Source organism: Thioalkalivibrio sp. ALMg11, assembly GCF_000377905.1.
Classification (GTDB): Bacteria; Pseudomonadota; Gammaproteobacteria; order Ectothiorhodospirales; family Ectothiorhodospiraceae; genus Thioalkalivibrio.
This window is the reverse complement of the sequence record NZ_KB898873.1, coordinates 445057-461848: the sequence shown is the minus strand read 5'-3', so window position 1 is coordinate 461848 and position 16792 is coordinate 445057. Positions and strand designations below refer to the sequence as shown.

Below are 16792 nucleotides of genomic sequence, written 5' to 3'. Positions count from 1 at the left end.
ACCCCAGGTTCCCCGATCCTGCGTTGCGCCGCTTACAGGTAGAACCACTACCTGTTGCACGACGCGCCTTGTCTCGGAAAACCTGGGGTACCAACGCGAACGCGTTCATTGATCAGTGTTTCCCTAGGGCTCAGGGCTCTGCGGGGCCGGAAACCATGGCTTCGGCAAGGGCCGTCAGGGGTGCGAGGAACAGTTCGCCGCGGAACAGGATGCGCGGGCCTGCCACCAGCCCCATGCAGCGATAACGCTGCTGTGCCATGCCGGCGCCGGCCAGGCCGCGACCAGTGGTCTCCATGCGCTCCGCCGGACTCACCAGGATGTGCAGGGCATCGGCGCTGCGCAAGGCGCGTGCCAGCCGCTGGTCGACGCTGATGTGGTGCGCGGTGTAGACCATGGGGTCGCGGTAGAAATCGTGGCCGTCCGCATCGGCCTTTTCGAGCAGGGCGCAGGAGATCAGTGCGGCGGGAAACATGTCCGGAAAGTTGATGCGATCTTCCAGCTCGTCGAAATAGTCCGCCTGGCGTACGAGCGATCCCGACAACAGGTTCTTGGCATTGCTGTTGGACATGAACTTGCGCTTGTGGAACCACCCGTTGTCCGCGAGCACGCAGCGATCCTCGAGCTGCTCAAGCCTGACATCCGCGGGCAGCGGCAATGACTCGCTGGGCAACGCCTGGGGCGTCAGGGAGTCGCGTACATGGCCGAGCAGAACCAGCCCGCTGCCTTTGCGCATCGCGATGCGATTGGACACCTGCGGCTGTCCCGATGCATCCGTGCCCCGGAGGGTGGGTTTGACCACGGTGGTGAATGGCTCGTCCGCGCGCAGGGCATCGGCGAACGTGAATTGGTAGTTGCGGAACGGGCGTTGCGAGTTGCTTCCGGCATCGCCGTCGGCGATGCGCATCCGGGTCACCAGGGCCTCTGCGAGACACTCCAGCTGGAAGCCCAGCACGATCGGCCCGCCAAACGGATTGCCGCGGATGCGCGTCCACTTGTTGCCGTCATGGAACGGGTTGAAGTCGTCCGTGGCGTTGCGGGCTACATCAATGTGGATCTGGCGGTAAACGCAGCGAGTGTCGGACGATGAGGCCGCCATGGGTGTCCCTTTGTCCGGCTCGGACTTGCGGTGGGAGGGAGGGGGGCGGATCGGCCTACTCCCGGTAGCCTGCCAGCAGCGGGCGGATCCGGTCGGCTGGCACCGCGTAACTGATCCCGCTGGGTCGGCTTATTGCGGCCTCGCGCCCGCCCTGGACGAAGACCTGGTTGATCACGCCGACGACTTCGCCACTGTCGATGCGGTAGAGGGGGCTGCCGCTGTTTCCGGGGTAGGCGGTGGCATCCAGCTGAAACACCATCGGCGCGCCGGCGCGCAGCTGCCGGATGCGAGCCGAGCTCAGGCCTTCCGAGCGGCGGGCGGGGATCGCCATGGGGGTGCGTGCGGCCACGTTGGCGCGATGGGTCGCGGGGTAGATGCCCAGGATCATGCCGATCGGGTAGCCGGTGAAAGCCAGCTGCTCGCCCGCGCGCACGGCGTCCGACGATCCCAGTCGCAAGGGGGGCAGTGGAGGTCCGGCAATCCGCAACAGAGCCAGGTCGTCGTTCGCCGAATGGGCCACGAGTTCCGCGCTGTGGATGGAGGTGTCGCGCCCTTCACCGCTGACCACCACGAGTTGCTCGCGGTTTTCATGATCCAGTGACTCCGGGATCACATGGTGATTCGTAACGATCAGTCGCCCGTCGCCGACCGCGAAGCCGGTCGCGAGGTAATTGGCCCGCGGGCTGCGCGACGGCTGGTGGGTCGCGATGCTGACCACCGAGGGTTTGATGCGCTCGATGGTGTCCGGGAGCCCGTCGGCGGCAGCCGGGCGCTGGGTAACCAGCAGGGCCAGAAGGCTCGCCGCGGCCAGCACCTTCAGCGTCTTCCAGGCACGCTGCCAGGCGTCTGCCGAAAAGCCCCGGAAGAGGGGGGAGAATTGCTTGCTCGTCGTGCTGTCCATGGGCCATCCCCGCCAGTCGATGGTTCGAGTCTAGGTCAGGTGGTTCCGGCGGTGGTGATGATGCGTTAGGCGAAGGGGGCAATGGCCAGCGGGCGCTTTAACGCCGCGTCGACACCCCGTCAGTTGAAGACGATGGTCTTGTTGCCGTGGGTGAGGACGCGGCCCTCGAGGTGGTAGCGCAGGCCGCGGGCGAGGACCCAGCGTTCGACGTCGCGGCCCTTGCGGATCAGGTCCTGCACACCGTCGTCGTGGCGGATGCGGGTGACGTCCTGCTCGATGATCGGGCCGGCGTCGAGATCCTCGGTGACGTAGTGGCAGGTGGCGCCGATCAGCTTTACGCCGCGCGCGAAGGCCTGGTGGTAGGGGCGGGCGCCGACGAACGACGGCAGGAAGCTGTGATGGATATTGAGGATGCGCTCGGGGTATTCGTCGCAAAGTGTCGGCGGCAGGATCTGCATGTAGCGCGCCAGGACGATGGCGTCGGGATCGAGTTCGGCCAGGCGCGCCTTGAGGGTGGCAAAGGCGGACTCGCGGTCCTCGCGCGGCACGGGGATGTACTCGAACGGGATGCCGTAGCAATCCGCCAGCGGTTCCAGGTCGCGGTGATTGGAGAGGATCGCCGGGATCTCCATCGGCAGGTCGCCGTTGCTCCAGCGGGCCAGCAGGTCGCTGAGACAGTGCGGCTCGCGCGAAACCATCAGCACCACGCGCGGGCGCGTCTCGGCCCCCGCCAGCCACCAATCCATGCCGAGGTCTCGGGCCAGCTCGTCGAGGCGCTCGCGCAGCGCGGTCTCGGCGTCCACGGGCAAGGAGAACACCCAGCGCATAAAGAACCAGCCGGCCTCGGCATCGGTGTGCTGGGCCGCCTCGGTGATCCAGCCATCGGTGTTCGCGATCGCGTTGGCGATGCGCGCCACAATCCCGTGCTGATCAGGGCAGCGAATACTTAGCCGAAAACGGGGTCGATTATCCATCGGATCCGCTCATCACGAATGAAAACGCCCGGAGCATACCCCAACCCGCCGGTTCGGACCTTGCCCTGTATCAACCACGAAGCGCACGAAGACACGAAGAAGGGCAAGGGCGAATTAACCACAGAGGTCACGGAGGACACGGAGAACACGGAGGATGGTTTTGTAGCGGGTAGGATGCTGATGAGCGCAGCGAATCGCATCGGCCACACGGGATGGCCCGGCCCCCGATGCGTTTCGCATGGCTCAACGCATCCTACCGCCCTGGGGTATGCCCCGAACGCATGCCTTCCCCGCACGTCATCACCTAATCCCTTCTTCCGATCTTCGCGTCTTCCTGTGGACCGCCCTGTCAGGCGGATTCGCGGCGCAGGCCGGTGGGGATGGAGAAGGTGATGGTCTCTTCGCGGCCGGCGAGTTCGGAGATGGCGTCGACGCCATGTTCGCGCAGGAAGTTCAGCACCTCGTTGACCAGGATCTCCGGGGCCGAGGCGCCGGCGGTGACGCCGATGCGGCTCTTGCCTTCCAGCCAGGTGGGGTCGATGTCGGCCGCGCCGTCCACCAGGTAGGACTCCACGCCCATGCGGGCACCGATCTCGCTCAGGCGGTTGGAGTTGGAGCTGTTCTTCGAGCCGACCACCAGCAGCAGGTCGCATTGCTTCGCCAGGTCCTTCACCGCGTCCTGACGGTTCTGGGTGGCGTAACAGATGTCCATCTTGCGCGGGCCCTCGATCTTCGGGAAGCGCGCGGTGAGGGCATCGATGATCCCGGCGGTGTCGTCCATCGACAGCGTGGTCTGGGACACGAACGCAAGCCGGTCGGGGTTGGCAACCTCCAGGTTCTCGACGTCCTCGATGGTCTCGACCAGCATCATGCTCCCGCCCCGGGAATCATCGAACTGGCCCAGGGTGCCCTCGACCTCGGGGTGCCCGGCGTGGCCGATCAGCACCACCTCGCGGCCCTCGCGGGCGTAGCGCGCCACCTCAAGGTGCACCTTGGTGACCAGCGGGCAGGTGGCGTCGAACACCGTCAGGCCGCGTTGTTCGGCCTCCTGCTGCACACGCTTGGGCACGCCGTGGGCGGAGAAGATCACCACCTGGCCGTCGGGGACTTCGTCCAGCTCGTCGACGAAGCGCACGCCGGCATCCGTCAGACGCCCAACCACGTGCCGGTTGTGCACCACCTCGTGGCGGACGTACAGCGGCGCGCCGTAGATCTCCAGGGCGCGTTCCACGATCTCGATGGCGCGTTCCACCCCGGCGCAGAAACCGCGCGGATTGGCGAGCTGGGCCTGCATGCTCATAGGAGACTCTCCTGCGACCTATTGCGGTTCGCTTACCGATAGCACATCCACCTCGAAGGTGAAGTTCTGACCCGCCAGCGGGTGGTTGAAATCCACCGTCACGGTGTCGTCCTCTACCGCCTCGATGCGGCCGGGTACGGCATCGCCGGCCGGGCTGTTGAACTCGTAGATGTAGTCCACTTCCAGCGGCAGGTCGGCCGGGAACTGCGAGCGCGGCATCGGCTGTACCGCCGCCTGGTCCCGAAACGGGAACATGACGCCGGCCTCGATCGCAAATTCCCGGTGGTCGCCCGCGATCAGGCCGACCAGCAGATCTTCCAGCCCGGGCAGGATCTCGCCGGAACCGATCTCGAGGGTAATGGGTTCCTCGCCCGTCCCGTCCACGACAAAGCCGTTTTCCAGGATCAGGCGGTAGTGCATCTCGATGTGCGCGCCCTTGGTGGCCGTGGTCATGTGTGCTCCCGACTAGTCTGTGTTGCCCGAGTGGCTGCGATCGCCCTCGATGAAGGTGGCGACGATCAGCGTGATCGCCCCCACCACGATGGCCATGTCCGCCACGTTGAAGGCCGGCCAGTGATAGCCCGCCCAGTGAAAGTCCAGAAAATCCACCACCGCGCCGTAGCGCACGCGGTCGATCAGGTTGCCGATGGCGCCGCCCAGCACCAGACTCAGGGCGGTCACCGACCACCAGGCCTGGCGCGGCAGGCGGGCCAGCCAGACGAGGATCAAGAGCCCGATCGCCACGGCAATGCCGGTCAGCAGCCAGCGGCCCCAGTCCCCCGCGCCGGCCAGGAAGCTGAAGGCCGCGCCCGGGTTGTACACCAGGGACAGGTTGAAGAAGCTCGTGACCTCGACCGGCGCGAACTGCGTCAGCGCATGCTCCGCCCAGACCTTGGTGACCTGGTCGGCCAGCACGATGACTGCCGCAATCAGTAGCCCCGGGCCGAGGCCGGACCCCCGCAAACCCATCAGGCGAAGTGCCGGGTCTCGCCCGGGCCTTCCACGTTGCTGACGCAGCGCCCGCAGAGTTCCGGGTGCTGTGCGTGTTCGCCGACGTCCGGGCGGCGGTGCCAGCAGCGCGCACACTTGGGCTGTTCGCTCTTGTGCACCACTACGCCCAGCGGCGTCCCGTCGCCGAGTTCCGCGGCATGCGCGCCTTCCGGCGCGGCACCCTCGGCGAGGCGGGCCTCGGAGGTGATCAGCACGAAGCGCAATTCGTCTCCGAGGCGTTCCAGCAGGCTGCGGGCGGTCGAGTCGGCCGGGAGGTACAGGTCGATCTCGGCATTCAGCGAGGCGCCAATGCCCTGCTCGTTGCGCGCCAGCTCCAAGGCACGGGCGACATGGGTGCGCACCCCCAGGATGCGGTCCCAGTCGCCATCGGAGAACGCCGCGTCCTCCGGCAGCGGGGCCAGCCCCTCGTACCAGGTGGAGAACAGCACGCTGTCCGGGCGCTCGCCGGGCAGCAGTTCCCAGATTTCCTCGGCGGTGAAGGTCAGGATCGGGGCGACCCAGCGGGTCAGGGCCTCGGCCACGTGATACAGCGCGGTCTGTGCCGAGCGGCGGGCGTGCGAATCCGCCTGGGTGGTGTACTGGCGATCCTTGATCACGTCCAGGTAGAAACTGCCCAGCTCGACCGAACAGAAGTTGTGCACCCGCTGGTAGATCTGGTGGAACTGGTAGCCGTCGTAGGCCTGCGTTACCTGGCCCTGCACCTGCAGCGCGCGAGCGACGATCCAGCGGTCCAGCGGCAGTAGCTCGTCCAGCGGCAGGGCGTGTTCGGTCGGCTCGAAGCCGTTGAGGTTGCCCAGCAGGAAACGCGTGGTGTTGCGGATGCGGCGATAGGCGTCGGCGGTGCGGTCGAGGATGTCCTTGGAGATCGCCATCTCGCCGGAGAAGTCGGTCGCCGCGACCCACAGGCGCAGGATGTCCGCACCCAGGGTGGAGACGACCTCCTGCGGCGCGACCACGTTGCCGCGCGACTTGGACATCTTCTCGCCCTTCTCGTCCACCGTGAAGCCGTGGGTCAGCACCGCCTTGTAGGGCGCCTCGCCGCGCATGGCCACGCTGGTCAGCAGGCTGGACTGGAACCAGCCGCGGTGCTGGTCCGAACCCTCCAGGAACAGGTCCACCGGCAGCTCGCCCAGTTCCGGGCGCTTCTCCACGACCGTGGAGTGCAGCACGCCGGAGTCGAACCAGACGTCCAGCGTGTCGTTCAGCTTGACGTAGTCATCGGCCTTCTCGCCCAGCAGTTCCTGCGGGTCCAGCTGGAACCACGCCTCGATGCCATCGCGCTCGATGCGCTGCGCGATGGTCTCGATCATCTCCGCGGTATGCGGATGCAGGCGGTTGGTTTCCTTGTGCACGAAGAACGGGATCGGAACGCCCCAGTTGCGCTGACGCGAGATGCACCAGTCCGGGCGGTTTACCACCATCCCGTGGATGCGGGCCTCGCCCCAGCTGGGCAGCCATTTCGTGTCGGCGATGGCCTTCAGGGCATCGGCGCGCAGCTCGGCGCGGTCCATGCTGATGAACCACTGCGGGGTCGCGCGGAAGATGATCGGTGTCTTGTGGCGCCAGCAGTGCGGATAGCTGTGCTCGAACTTCACCGCCACGATCAGCGCAGCGTGCTCCTTCAGCACGTCGATCACGTGGCCGTTGGCCTGGTGCACGTTCTCGCCGGCGAAATGCGGGGTGTCGGGCAGGAAGCGGCCATCCGGGCCCACCGGGTTTTCCACCGGCAGGCTGTACTGCAGCCCGACCGCGTAGTCCTCCTGGCCGTGGCCGGGGGCGGTGTGCACCGCGCCGGTACCGGTCTCGGTGGTCACGTGATCACCCAGGATCAGCGGCACGTCGCGCTCCAGGAACGGGTGGCGCAGCATGAGACCTTCCAGCGCCTGCCCCTTGGTGCGCGCCACGATGCGACCCTCGCCCAGGGAGTAGCGCGCCAGGCAATCCTCGACCAGGTCCTCCGCCAGCAGGATGCGCTCGTGCTCCAGCTCCACCAGGGCGTAGTCCAGCTCCGGGTGCAGGGCGACCGCCTGGTTAGCCGGCAGGGTCCAGGGGGTGGTGGTCCAGATCACCACGCTGATCGGGCCGCGCGAGCCGTCGATACCGTCGAAGCGACGCAGGAAGTCGATGTCGTCGACCACGCGGAAGCGCACGTCGATCGCCTGCGAGAACTTGTCCTCGTACTCGACCTCGGCCTCGGCCAGGGCCGAGCCGCAGTCCACGCACCAGTGCACCGGCTTTTCGCCCATCTGTACGTGGCCACGTTTGAAGATGGTGCCCAGTGCGCGGACGGTGTCCGCCTCCACCTGGTAGTTCATGGTCAGGTAGGGGTTGTCCCAGTCTCCCAGCACGCCCAGACGCTGGAAGTCCGCGCTCTGGCCGTCCACCTGCTCCTGGGCGTATTCGCGACAGGCCTTGCGGAAGGTCGCGGCATCCACGTCGCGCCCGGCCTTGCCCAGCTTCTGCTCCACCTTCAGTTCGATCGGCAGGCCGTGGCAGTCCCAGCCGGGCACATAGGGTGCGTCGAAGCCGGCCAGCGTGCGGCTCTTCACGATCACGTCCTTGAGGATCTTGTTGACCGCATGGCCGACATGGATCGAGCCGTTCGCATACGGAGGGCCGTCGGCCAGCACGAAGCGCGGCCGCCCGGCGCAGTATTTGCGCAGGCGCTGGTAGCGGTCCTCGGCCTTCCAGGCGTCCAGCCACTCAGGCTCCCGCGTCGCCAGGCCGGCGCGCATCGGGAAGGCCGTCTCGGGCAGGTTGAGGGTGTCCTTGTAGGGATTCGGCGGTGCCGGTTTGCGTGCCATTAGCGAGTTCCGGATCGGCCCTGCGGACCGGTTTCAGTCGTGTGCGGAGAGTTGCGTGCGGGCGGTTTCGACGTCACGCGCGATCTGTGCGCGCAGCGCCTCCAGGCCCTCGAAGCGTTGTTCGCCGCGCACCTGCGCGACGGGCTCAAAACAGACGGCCTCGCCGTAGAGGTCGGGCTGGCCCTCGAGTACGTGGGCCTCCAGACGCTGTTCGGTGCCGCCCACCGTCGGGCGCCAGCCGATGTTGGCGACTGCGGGCAGGGCCTCGCCAGAGGCCCGCCGCAGCCAGCCGGAGTACACCCCGCGCAGCGCCAGCGGCCATGGCCCCAGGCGCAGGTTCGCGGTGGGAAAACCGATGGTGCGCCCGCGCTTGTCGCCGTGTGCCACCCGGCCGTGCAGGCGGTAGGGCCGCCCCAGGAGCTCCGCCACGCGGGCGAAGTCGCCGGCGACGGCTGCGGCACGCACGCGCGTGCTGCTGATGCGACCCTCGGTATCACGCACCGTCGGAGTGGATTCGACGGTGAAGCCAAGACGCTTGCCGGCCGTCTGCAGGGCCGCCTGATTACCCTCGCGCCCGCGTCCGAAACGGAAGTCGTCGCCCACCAGTACATGGCGGGCGCCCAGACGGCGGTGCAGGACTTCCTCCATGAAGGCCGTGGCCGAAAGCCCCGCCAGGTGCGCGTCGAAACGCAGGACCCAGGCCGCGCCCAGGGCGCTGTCGCCCAGCGTCACCAGGCGGTCGCGCAGCCGCTGCAGGCGGCCGGGCGGCGCCGGGGCCTGGGAGCGTGCGGCGAAGTACTCGCGTGGCAACGGCTCGAAGGTCATCAGGAGCGCCGGCGCCTGGCGATCCTGCGCCGCCTCGAGTAGCCGTCCCAGAACAGCCTGATGACCACGATGCAGACCATCAAAGTTGCCAATGGTCACCACCGCGCCATGCATGCCGGCTGCCTCGAACGCCTTGCTGTCGGCCGGCCCCAGGCCGCGAATCAGCCGCATCGCCCCGATCCCGCGCAAAACCGAAAGTATAACCCGCCGGGGCCTTCCCCGGCATCATTGATCGGTGCCTTCGCGCAGCAGCAAGTGGCGCGGGCGCACGCCAGTCAGCCACAACGTCGCGGCGAGCGTGGCGGTGCCGGCCAGGATCAGGCCGGTCAGCGCGAGCAGCCGGGTGTCGACGGACCACTCGGTCCACTGGCCGAACTCTGGCGAGAGCCAGAGCAATACGCCGATCATCGCGGCGAGCCCCAGGGGCAGCCCCAGGCGCAACGAGCGCAAACCCGGTCCTGGCTGGTAGATCCCCTCGCGGATCAGCCCGCGGTAGAGCAGCCCGGCGTTGATATAGGCCGAGGCCGAGGTGGCCAGCGCCAGCCCGGCATGTGCCCCCGGCGTGCCGGAGAGGTACCACGGCAGGACGAAGGCGCCGTTTAGCACCATGTTCCAGAGCATGGCGATGATCGCGATCTTTACCGGGGTCTTGGTGTCCTGGCGTGCGAAGAAGCCGGGCGCCAGGACCTTGATCAGGATAAAGCCGGGCAGGCCCAGGGCATAGGCCGCGAGCGCCATTGCGCTCATGTAGGTGTCGAACTCGGTAAAGGCCTGATACTGGATCAGCGTGGCCAGGATCGGCACCGCCAGCACGACCAGGCCGACCATCGACGGCAGCGCAACCAGCATCGCCAGACGCAGAGCCCAGTCCAGGGTGCGACCGAAGGCCGCCGGGTCGGCCAGGTTGTACTGCCGTGCCAGGCGCGGAAGGATCACCGTGCCGATCGCGATGCCGAACAGGGCCAGCGGCAGCTCCACGAAGCGGTCGCCGAAGTACAGCCAGGAGATTGACCCGGCCACCAGGAAAGACGCGATCAGCGTATCCACCAACAGGTTGATCTGCACCACCGAGGTCCCGAGGATCGCCGGCAGCATCAGCTTCACGATCCGGCGTACCCCCTCGTGGGCGCGGCGAAAGCGTGGGCGGGGCAGCAGTCCGGCGCGCCACAGAAAGGGGATCTGGAAGGCCAGCTGCACGGCCCCGGCGATGAACACGCCCCAGGCCAGGGCCACCACCGGCTCGTCGAACATCGGCGCCAGCCACAGCGCGGCACCGATCATCGACAGGTTCAGGAATACCGGGGTGAAGGCCGGCACCGCAAAGCGTCCGATGCTGTTGAGGATGCCGGCCGCCATCGCGGTCAGCGAGATGAACAGCAGATACGGGAAGGTGATCCGCAGCATGGCCGCGGCCAGGTCCTGGCGCCCGTCGTCCTGGGTGCCCAGCCCCGGGGCGAACACCCAGATCAGCGCTGGCGCCGCCAGGACCCCGATCAGGGTGACGATGGTGACCACCGTCATCAGGGTGCCGGCGGTGTGATCCAGCAGGTCGCGCAGGGCCTCGCGCCCGCGCTTCTCGCGAAACTCCGCGAACACCGGCACGAAAGCCTGGTTGAAGGCGCCCTCGGCGAACAGCCGGCGCAGGAAATTAGGGATGCGAAAGGCGACGAAGAAGGCATCGGTCGCCGGGCTGGCGCCGAAGCTGACCGCCAGCACCATGTCGCGCAGATAGCCCATGATCCGGGAGATCATGGTCATGCCACTGACGACGGCGGTGGAGCGAAACAGGCGGTTCATCGCGTGCGGGAGCAGCCTACGGGAAAGCCCCGCAGTGTACTTGAATCATTCTCGACGAACTTCTGCATCCACCACGAAGCGCACGCAGACACGAAGAAGGGCAAGCTCAAGAGCGATTGCACCACAGAGGACACAGAGGAAACGGAGGAAATCGGGGATCGTTTGGTGGTGGGTAGGATGCGGATGAGCACAGCGAATCGCATCAATCCCGTGGGACGGCCCGACCCCGATGCGTTTCACTGCGTTCAACGCATCCTACCCGTCTGCGCCGCGAATCTGTCTGAAGGCTTTCCGGTTTCCCCCGTGACCTCTGTGGTTCAACCGCCCTTATTGGGCCACTTCACTTCGTGTCTGCGTGCGCTTCGTGGTGAATCCTGAACGCCGGACACGAAAAAGGCCGCCCGGAGGCGGCCTTTTCGGACGGTCCAACGAAGGAGCCGTCAGCCTTGGAAGTGGCGCCTTAGATGGCGGACACTTCGCCGGCGGCCAAGCCCTTGGCGGTTTCCTGGATTTCAAAGGAGACCTTCTGGCCTTCGGCCAGGGTCTTGAAACCCGAACCGCTGATCGCGGAGAAATGGACGAACACGTCCTTGCCGCCATCATCGGGGGTAATGAAACCAAAACCCTTGCTCTCGTTGAACCACTTCACAACACCTGTATTCACAACTTGTAACCTCTTCATGTAACTAAAAATGTGTCCGCGGCATGCTGCCAACAGATCAACGGGAGCACTGGTTCAAAAACTAGAAACTTCCTAGTGTTGTCGCTCAACCACGAATCACGCTCCCGACTATACGCGCCATCCCAGGCAAAATCCAACGCCCCTCCATGAACCTTTTTTGGCGCTGCGAAGCCGATTTTCCGGGTTGGGTCGGGATCCACCGCCAAGCGCCCAGAGCTGCGACGAAGGGCGAGGTCGAGAGCGTTTCCGCCACAAAGGGTAGGGAGCAGCGAGAAAAGCGGGGATTGTTTCGTGGTGGGTAGGATGCTGATGAGCGGAGCGAATCGCATCGATCCGACGGGGGCCCGTCCCTGATGCGTTTCGCTGCGCTTAACGCATCCTACCCGCTACAAGGCCATCCTCGGTTTTCTACGCGTCCCTCTGCGGTGAAACAGAATCGGGCGTCAGAGCTGGCGGATGTCGACGAAGCTACCGCGGGTCGTGTGGCGCAGGCGCGGCAAGGCGTCGAGGATGGCGCGCGCGGCATCCTCCGGGCCGGGCATGTCCTGAGTGCCGCGTGCCGCCTTCAGGCGCTGGAGGACCGGGAAGCTCTCGCGGTCGGCCTCGTCGCACAGGTAGTCCTGCATCGTGGTGTCGACCAGGCCCGGGGCGAAGGCGTTGATGGCGGTGTCTTCGGGGAATTCGTGGGCGTAGAGCTGCATCATCATGTTCAGCGCGGCCTTGGACAGCGAGTAGCCGCTCCAGCCGGCATGCCCGGAGACCGAGGCGCCGGAGGAGATCGCGATAATCTGGCCGACGGCCACGCGATGCTTCAGCAGCGCGTCGAGGATGACCTTGTTGGCGAAGGTGTTCACGTCCATTAGCAGGCGCAGTTCGTCCATCGGCGCGTCCTGCATGTGCTGCATATGGCCCAGAAGCCCGGCGTTGAGCACCACCAGGTCAAGGCGGTCCACGCCGTCCAGCAGCCGTTCCATTGCGGCCCCGGTGGCATCGAAATCGCCCAGATCCACTTTTTCGTCGCCGCTCACCCCGGCCTCGGGGCAGCCGCGCCGGCTCATGCCGTAGACGCTGGCGCCACACTCCAGCAGGGTCCGGGTCAGGCCCAGGCCGAGGCCGCTGGAGTTGCCCGTTACGAGTGCCGAACCAATGCCGCTGTCCTGCATGCTCTTTCTCCTTGGTTTTGCCGATGGAGGGATTGTCTATCACGAAGCGCACGAAGACACGCAGAAGGGTCAGGTGAAAAGCGTTTTCACCATAGAGGGCACAGAGGACACCACAAGGCCTTCAGGCGGATTCGCGGCGTGCAGCGGTAGGATGCGTTGAGCTATGCGAAACGCATCGGGGGCGGGCTGCCCCGTGGGATCGATGCGATTCGCATAGCTCATCAGCATCCTACTCGCTACAAGACCATCCTCGGTTTTCTCCGTGTCCTCTGTGGGGCACACCAAAAGCGATTATCCCTGTGTGCGCGTGCGTTCCTTCCATTCGCGTTCGAGCTGGGCGGCGGGCATCGGGCGGCCGAGCAGGAAGCCCTGGACCTCGTCGCAGCCCATGTCGCGCAGGAAGGCGTGCTGCTGTTCGGTCTCCACGCCCTCGGCCAGGACTCGCAGCTTCAGGGTCTTGGCCAGGCCGATGATCGCGCGGGTGATCGCCTCGTCGTCCGGGTCGTTGCCGATGCCCCAGGTGAACTCGCGGTCGATCTTCAGCGTGGTCAGCGGCAGCCGCCGCAGGTAGCGCAGGGACGACTGCCCGGTGCCGAAGTCGTCGATCGCCACCGAGACGCCGAGGTGCACCAGGCGCTGGAGCATCTCGGCGGCCGCGTCGATGTCCTCGACCAGCACGCTCTCGGTGATCTCCACCTCCAGGCGCTTGGGGGCGAGTCCGGCCGCATTAAGCGTTTCGAGGATGCGCTCGGGGAGCTCGGGGTCGGCGAACTGACGGGCGGAGAGGTTGATCGCCAGGCGCAGCGGTGGCAGGCCCTGGCGATCCCATTCCGCCAGTTGCCGCGTGGCGGTGCGCAGGACCCAGTCGCCGATGGGCACAATCAGTCCGGTCTTCTCCGCCAGCGGGATGAATTCGCCCGGCGAGATCATCCCGCGCTCGGGGTGGCGCCAGCGAATCAGGGCCTCGACGCCGACGGTATCGCCGTGGTTCAGGCCGGTCTGGGGCTGATAGTAGAGCTCGAATTCTTGCTGGCGAAGCGCGGCTCGCAGGCCTTGTTCCAGCTCCAGTTGCTCGCGCGCCTGGGTGTTCAGCTCCTGGGTATAGAAGCGGCAGGTGTTGCCGCCCGAGGCCTTGGCCTCGTGCAGGGCGCTGGTAGCTTGCCGCAGCAGGTCATCCTTGCCGCGCGCATCTTGCGGGAACAGGCTGATGCCCACGCTGCTGGTGGCGACATGCTGACCCTTCCCGAGGGCAAACGGTTCCGAGCAGTGATCCAGAACGGTCTGCGCGCGTGCCTGCGCCTGGGCGAGGTCCTCGATCTCGGTCAGGATCACTGCGAACTCGTCAGCGGCCAGTCGGGCCAGGGTGTCGCGCGGGCGCAGCAGGTTCTGCAAGCGCCGGGCCAGCGCGTTCAGCAGAGCGTCCCCGGCGTCGTGGCCCAGGGTGCTGTTGATGGAGGTGAAACGGTCGATGTCCAGCAGCAGCACCGCCAGTGATTCCCCCTGGCGCTCGGCCTCGTCCAGGGCGGTGCGCAATCGGGTGCGCAGCCCGGTGCGGTTGGGCAGGCCCGTCAGGGCGTCGAAATTCACCAGCTTGAACAACGCCTGCTCGGTCTTCTCGCGCTCGGTCAGGTCCTGATGGATGCCGAGGATGCGGGCGGGCGAATCCTCGGCGCGCTCGCCCTCGGCCAGCATGTAGCGTTCCTCGCCGTTGGGTAGTAGCAGGCGGTGCCGAATCGAGAAACGCTCGGTTTCCCCGTTGGCCAGGCGCAGCAGGGCAAAGGCCATGGCCGCGCGGTCATCCGGATGGGTGGCTTCGACCAGCGCCTCGCGGGGCATGGAGCGGGGACGGTCGTCATGCCCGAACAGGACGCTGGCACTTGGTGACAGCTGGAGTTCGTCGGTCTCCAGTACGAACTCCCAGTGGCCGATCCGGGCTACCCGCTGCGCGGCCACCAGGCGCCGATGACTGTCCTGCAGGGCCTGTTCGGCGCGCATGCGTTCTTGCACCTGACGGGTCAGCAGGTCGATGGCCTCGCGCAGGTGTTCGGCCTGTTCCGGCGTGTCGGCGGGGTGCCCCGGCCGCTGCTCGCGCAGTACCACGAACTGCACGTGTTCCTGCGTGTGCTGGCAGGTTCCGATATCGAGCAGGGCCGGCCGCGACTGGCCATCCTCGCAGAGGAGTTCAACCGGATCGCGGCGGGGGATCCAACCATCCGCGCGGGTCGATTCGCGCAGGCGTTCGAGCAGATCGAAGGCCGGATCGCGGGGTGTGATCAGGGCAGCCAGGTCGCGTCCGTCCAGGCTGCAGGCGGTCGTGCCGAACAGGCGTTCCGCCGCCGGGTTGGCGTAGCGCACGTGGCCATCGGCCGTGACGAACAGCACCGCCTCGCTCAGGGCGTTGACCAGATCGATCGGCGCCGGGCTGTGCATGGCTTCCAGGGCGTAGCTCATCCTGACTCTCCACCCTCGGACCCGGTACCCGTGGCGGCGCGCCAACGATAGTCCGCCTCCACCAGGTTGCCGCTGCCGTGATAGCGAACCTGCTCGCAGAGCTGGCGCACCAGGTTCAGACCGCGCCCCCACAGCCGCTTCTCGCCATGGCCTTCCAGGGCCTCTTGGATCTGGCGGTGGTCAAAGCCCGGGCCGCTGTCGCGCACCCGGATGCGAATGCAGTGCTGACCGGCCATGGGCCGGTAGCGCAGGGAGATGCCGATACGGCCGCGAATGTCACGCAGGCCCTCGGTCCGCTGCTGGTAGTACTGCTCGAAGCCCTCTACCGTGGCCTTCATGTCGGAGTCCAGGCGCAGCACACCGTGCTCGAAGGCGTTATTGCAAAGCTCGGCGATGACCGTCTGTAGTGCCTCGGCGTGGCCGCCTCCCAGGTTCGGCAGCCATTCGAGCAGCTGGGATCGGGCCGCGCCGACCAAGTCAATCTCGGCCAGGCGTTGGTCGCTGGCCTCCACTGACCAACGTAGGGTGCCCCCTAGCTGGCGACCCTGTGGGCGCTCGCTTTCGGTGACTACCGCGGGCGTGCAGTCGATGGTCACCAGGGTCATGTCGTCGGCGGGCGTCTTTTCCCCGCAGTGGGTGTCCAGCGCTTCGCGGATGCGCTCGAAAGCATCCGCAGAGGACTGGCTGGACTGGCAGTGGCGAGAGATCGTGCCTTCGCCGAACGCGGTGCCAGCGACATCGGTGGCCTCCAGCACCCCGTCGCTGACCAGCGTGAGCCAGTCGCCCTCGTCTAGATCGAAGGAACGGGTTCCGGTATCAGCGTCGAGGCGGTCGAGGATGCCCAGTGGCATGGCCTGGGACTGGATGCGCCGCACCCGGTCCCGTTGCGAGTTGCACAGCCAGGCGTCGGGCATGCCGCCGTTCCACAGGCGGACCCGGCGGCCGTCGGCGGAGAACGTGACGAGCAGCGCACCCATGAACATCGCGGCTGGCAGGAAATCGTGCAGGACGTGGTTCAACTCGTGTAGCAGTTCTTGGTCGTCCACGCCTTCCTGGGTCAGGGTGTGAAAGGTCTCGCTGACCGGATATGTCCCGATCGCGGCGGTCAGCCCGTGGCCAGTGAAATCGCCTACCAGGACGCGCAGCGCCCCGTCGGGGGTGTAGTCGGAGAGCACTACGTCGCCGCTGAAGGTGGAGGCAGCGCAGCGATGCAACCGCAACCGGTCCAGACCTTGGTTGCGGCGGGTGATGGCGCGCGAGAACAGGCCTTCGGCGGTCTCTTCTTCCCAGGCCTGGCGAGCCTGGGCGCGCAGCAGGGCCTCATTGCGGCTTTGCAGCCCCGCGTGCAGGTCGCGCAGGCGCTCCATCGCATGGATCTTGGCCTTGAGGACCGCGAGATTCAGCGGCTTGCTGAGGAAATCATCCCCGCCCGACTCGATGCCGCGCAGCAGGGCGTTCTCATCGTCCAGGGCGGTCAGGAAGATCACCGGGACGAAGTGATGGCCCATCGCGGCCTTGATGCGGGAGGTGGCCTGGTAGCCGTCCAACTCCGGCATCATCACGTCCATCAGGATCAGGTCCGGCACTTGCTCGCGGCAGGCCTCCACGGCCGCAAGACCGTTGTTGGCCTCGCGGATTCGGTATCCGGCGCCCATCAGCATCATTCGCAGCAGGCGGCGGTTGTGCGGGTCGTCGTCGACCACCAGCACCAGTCCCTCGCCGCAGATCAGATCGCCCGGCGAGGATTCGTTGCTGGTCGGGATGTTGGTCTGTTCGTCCACGACCCTG

Annotated in this window: 13 protein-coding genes; all 13 read right to left on the bottom strand. The window is 66.6% G+C overall.

Annotated elements, in window-relative coordinates; all coding sequences use genetic code 11:
- Positions 1-130 precede the first annotated feature (130 nt).
- Positions 131-1096: a hypothetical protein gene (locus D578_RS0107425; RefSeq protein ID WP_018949342.1), complete on the bottom strand. Its 966-nt coding sequence runs from the start codon at positions 1094-1096 to the stop codon at positions 131-133.
- 55 nt (positions 1097-1151) lie between these two features.
- Positions 1152-1997 carry a S1C family serine protease gene (locus tag D578_RS0107420; protein ID WP_018949341.1) on the bottom strand — a complete coding sequence of 282 codons (846 nt, stop codon included), beginning with the start codon at positions 1995-1997 and terminating at the stop codon, positions 1152-1154.
- A gap of 119 nt (positions 1998-2116) precedes the next feature.
- Positions 2117-2971: a formyltetrahydrofolate deformylase gene (gene purU / locus D578_RS0107415; RefSeq protein ID WP_026289239.1), complete on the bottom strand. Its 855-nt coding sequence runs from the start codon at positions 2969-2971 to the stop codon at positions 2117-2119.
- A 349-nt stretch (positions 2972-3320) separates the two neighbouring features.
- Positions 3321-4271 carry a 4-hydroxy-3-methylbut-2-enyl diphosphate reductase gene (ispH, locus tag D578_RS0107410; protein WP_018949339.1) on the bottom strand — a complete coding sequence of 317 codons (951 nt, stop codon included), beginning with the start codon at positions 4269-4271 and terminating at the stop codon, positions 3321-3323.
- A gap of 18 nt (positions 4272-4289) precedes the next feature.
- The gene (locus D578_RS0107405; protein ID WP_018949338.1) at positions 4290-4724 is read right to left on the bottom strand and encodes a peptidylprolyl isomerase; all 435 of its coding nucleotides are present in this window, start codon (positions 4722-4724) and stop codon (positions 4290-4292) included.
- Between the two features lie 12 nt (positions 4725-4736).
- Complete coding sequence (lspA, locus tag D578_RS0107400) at positions 4737-5240, bottom strand: signal peptidase II (protein WP_018949337.1); 504 nt, start codon at positions 5238-5240, stop codon at positions 4737-4739.
- On the bottom strand, positions 5240-8086 hold the full coding sequence (ileS, locus tag D578_RS0107395) for an isoleucine--tRNA ligase (protein ID WP_018949336.1): 2847 nt from the start codon (positions 8084-8086) through the stop codon (positions 5240-5242). Before ileS ends, lspA begins: the two co-directional genes overlap by 1 nt.
- 33 nt (positions 8087-8119) lie before the next feature.
- The gene (ribF, locus tag D578_RS0107390) at positions 8120-9082 is read right to left on the bottom strand and encodes a bifunctional riboflavin kinase/FAD synthetase (protein WP_018949335.1); all 963 of its coding nucleotides are present in this window, start codon (positions 9080-9082) and stop codon (positions 8120-8122) included.
- Between the two features lie 54 nt (positions 9083-9136).
- The gene (gene murJ / locus D578_RS0107385; protein ID WP_018949334.1) at positions 9137-10708 is read right to left on the bottom strand and encodes a murein biosynthesis integral membrane protein MurJ; all 1572 of its coding nucleotides are present in this window, start codon (positions 10706-10708) and stop codon (positions 9137-9139) included.
- A 460-nt stretch (positions 10709-11168) separates the two neighbouring features.
- On the bottom strand, positions 11169-11390 hold the full coding sequence (locus D578_RS0107380) for a cold-shock protein (protein WP_196800663.1): 222 nt from the start codon (positions 11388-11390) through the stop codon (positions 11169-11171).
- Between the two features lie 443 nt (positions 11391-11833).
- Positions 11834-12553: an SDR family NAD(P)-dependent oxidoreductase gene (locus D578_RS0107375; protein WP_018949332.1), complete on the bottom strand. Its 720-nt coding sequence runs from the start codon at positions 12551-12553 to the stop codon at positions 11834-11836.
- 291 nt (positions 12554-12844) lie between these two features.
- Entirely contained in the window at positions 12845-15004 is a 2160-nt protein-coding gene (locus D578_RS0107365) for a bifunctional diguanylate cyclase/phosphodiesterase (RefSeq protein ID WP_018949330.1), read from the bottom strand.
- Complete coding sequence (locus tag D578_RS0107360) at positions 15001-16785, bottom strand: SpoIIE family protein phosphatase (RefSeq protein ID WP_018949329.1); 1785 nt, start codon at positions 16783-16785, stop codon at positions 15001-15003. The genes D578_RS0107365 and D578_RS0107360 overlap by 4 nt, the downstream gene beginning before the upstream one ends.
- Positions 16786-16792 lie beyond the last annotated feature (7 nt).

What these genes read in the sequence shown, in the direction of transcription:
- D578_RS0107425 (WP_018949342.1), bottom strand. Translation starts at nt 1,096, where the DNA reads ATGGCGGCCTCATCGTCCGACACTCGCTGCGTTTACCGCCAGATCCAC.
- D578_RS0107420 (WP_018949341.1), bottom strand. Translation starts at nt 1,997, where the DNA reads ATGGACAGCACGACGAGCAAGCAATTCTCCCCCCTCTTCCGGGGCTTT.
- purU (WP_026289239.1), bottom strand. Translation starts at nt 2,971, where the DNA reads ATGGATAATCGACCCCGTTTTCGGCTAAGTATTCGCTGCCCTGATCAG.
- ispH (WP_018949339.1), bottom strand. Translation starts at nt 4,271, where the DNA reads ATGAGCATGCAGGCCCAGCTCGCCAATCCGCGCGGTTTCTGCGCCGGG.
- D578_RS0107405 (WP_018949338.1), bottom strand. Translation starts at nt 4,724, where the DNA reads ATGACCACGGCCACCAAGGGCGCGCACATCGAGATGCACTACCGCCTG.
- lspA (WP_018949337.1), bottom strand. Translation starts at nt 5,240, where the DNA reads ATGGGTTTGCGGGGGTCCGGCCTCGGCCCGGGGCTACTGATTGCGGCA.
- ileS (WP_018949336.1), bottom strand. Translation starts at nt 8,086, where the DNA reads ATGGCACGCAAACCGGCACCGCCGAATCCCTACAAGGACACCCTCAAC.
- ribF (WP_018949335.1), bottom strand. Translation starts at nt 9,082, where the DNA reads ATGCGGCTGATTCGCGGCCTGGGGCCGGCCGACAGCAAGGCGTTCGAG.
- murJ (WP_018949334.1), bottom strand. Translation starts at nt 10,708, where the DNA reads ATGAACCGCCTGTTTCGCTCCACCGCCGTCGTCAGTGGCATGACCATG.
- D578_RS0107380 (WP_196800663.1), bottom strand. Translation starts at nt 11,390, where the DNA reads ATGAAGAGGTTACAAGTTGTGAATACAGGTGTTGTGAAGTGGTTCAAC.
- D578_RS0107375 (WP_018949332.1), bottom strand. Translation starts at nt 12,553, where the DNA reads ATGCAGGACAGCGGCATTGGTTCGGCACTCGTAACGGGCAACTCCAGC.
- D578_RS0107365 (WP_018949330.1), bottom strand. Translation starts at nt 15,004, where the DNA reads ATGAGCTACGCCCTGGAAGCCATGCACAGCCCGGCGCCGATCGATCTG.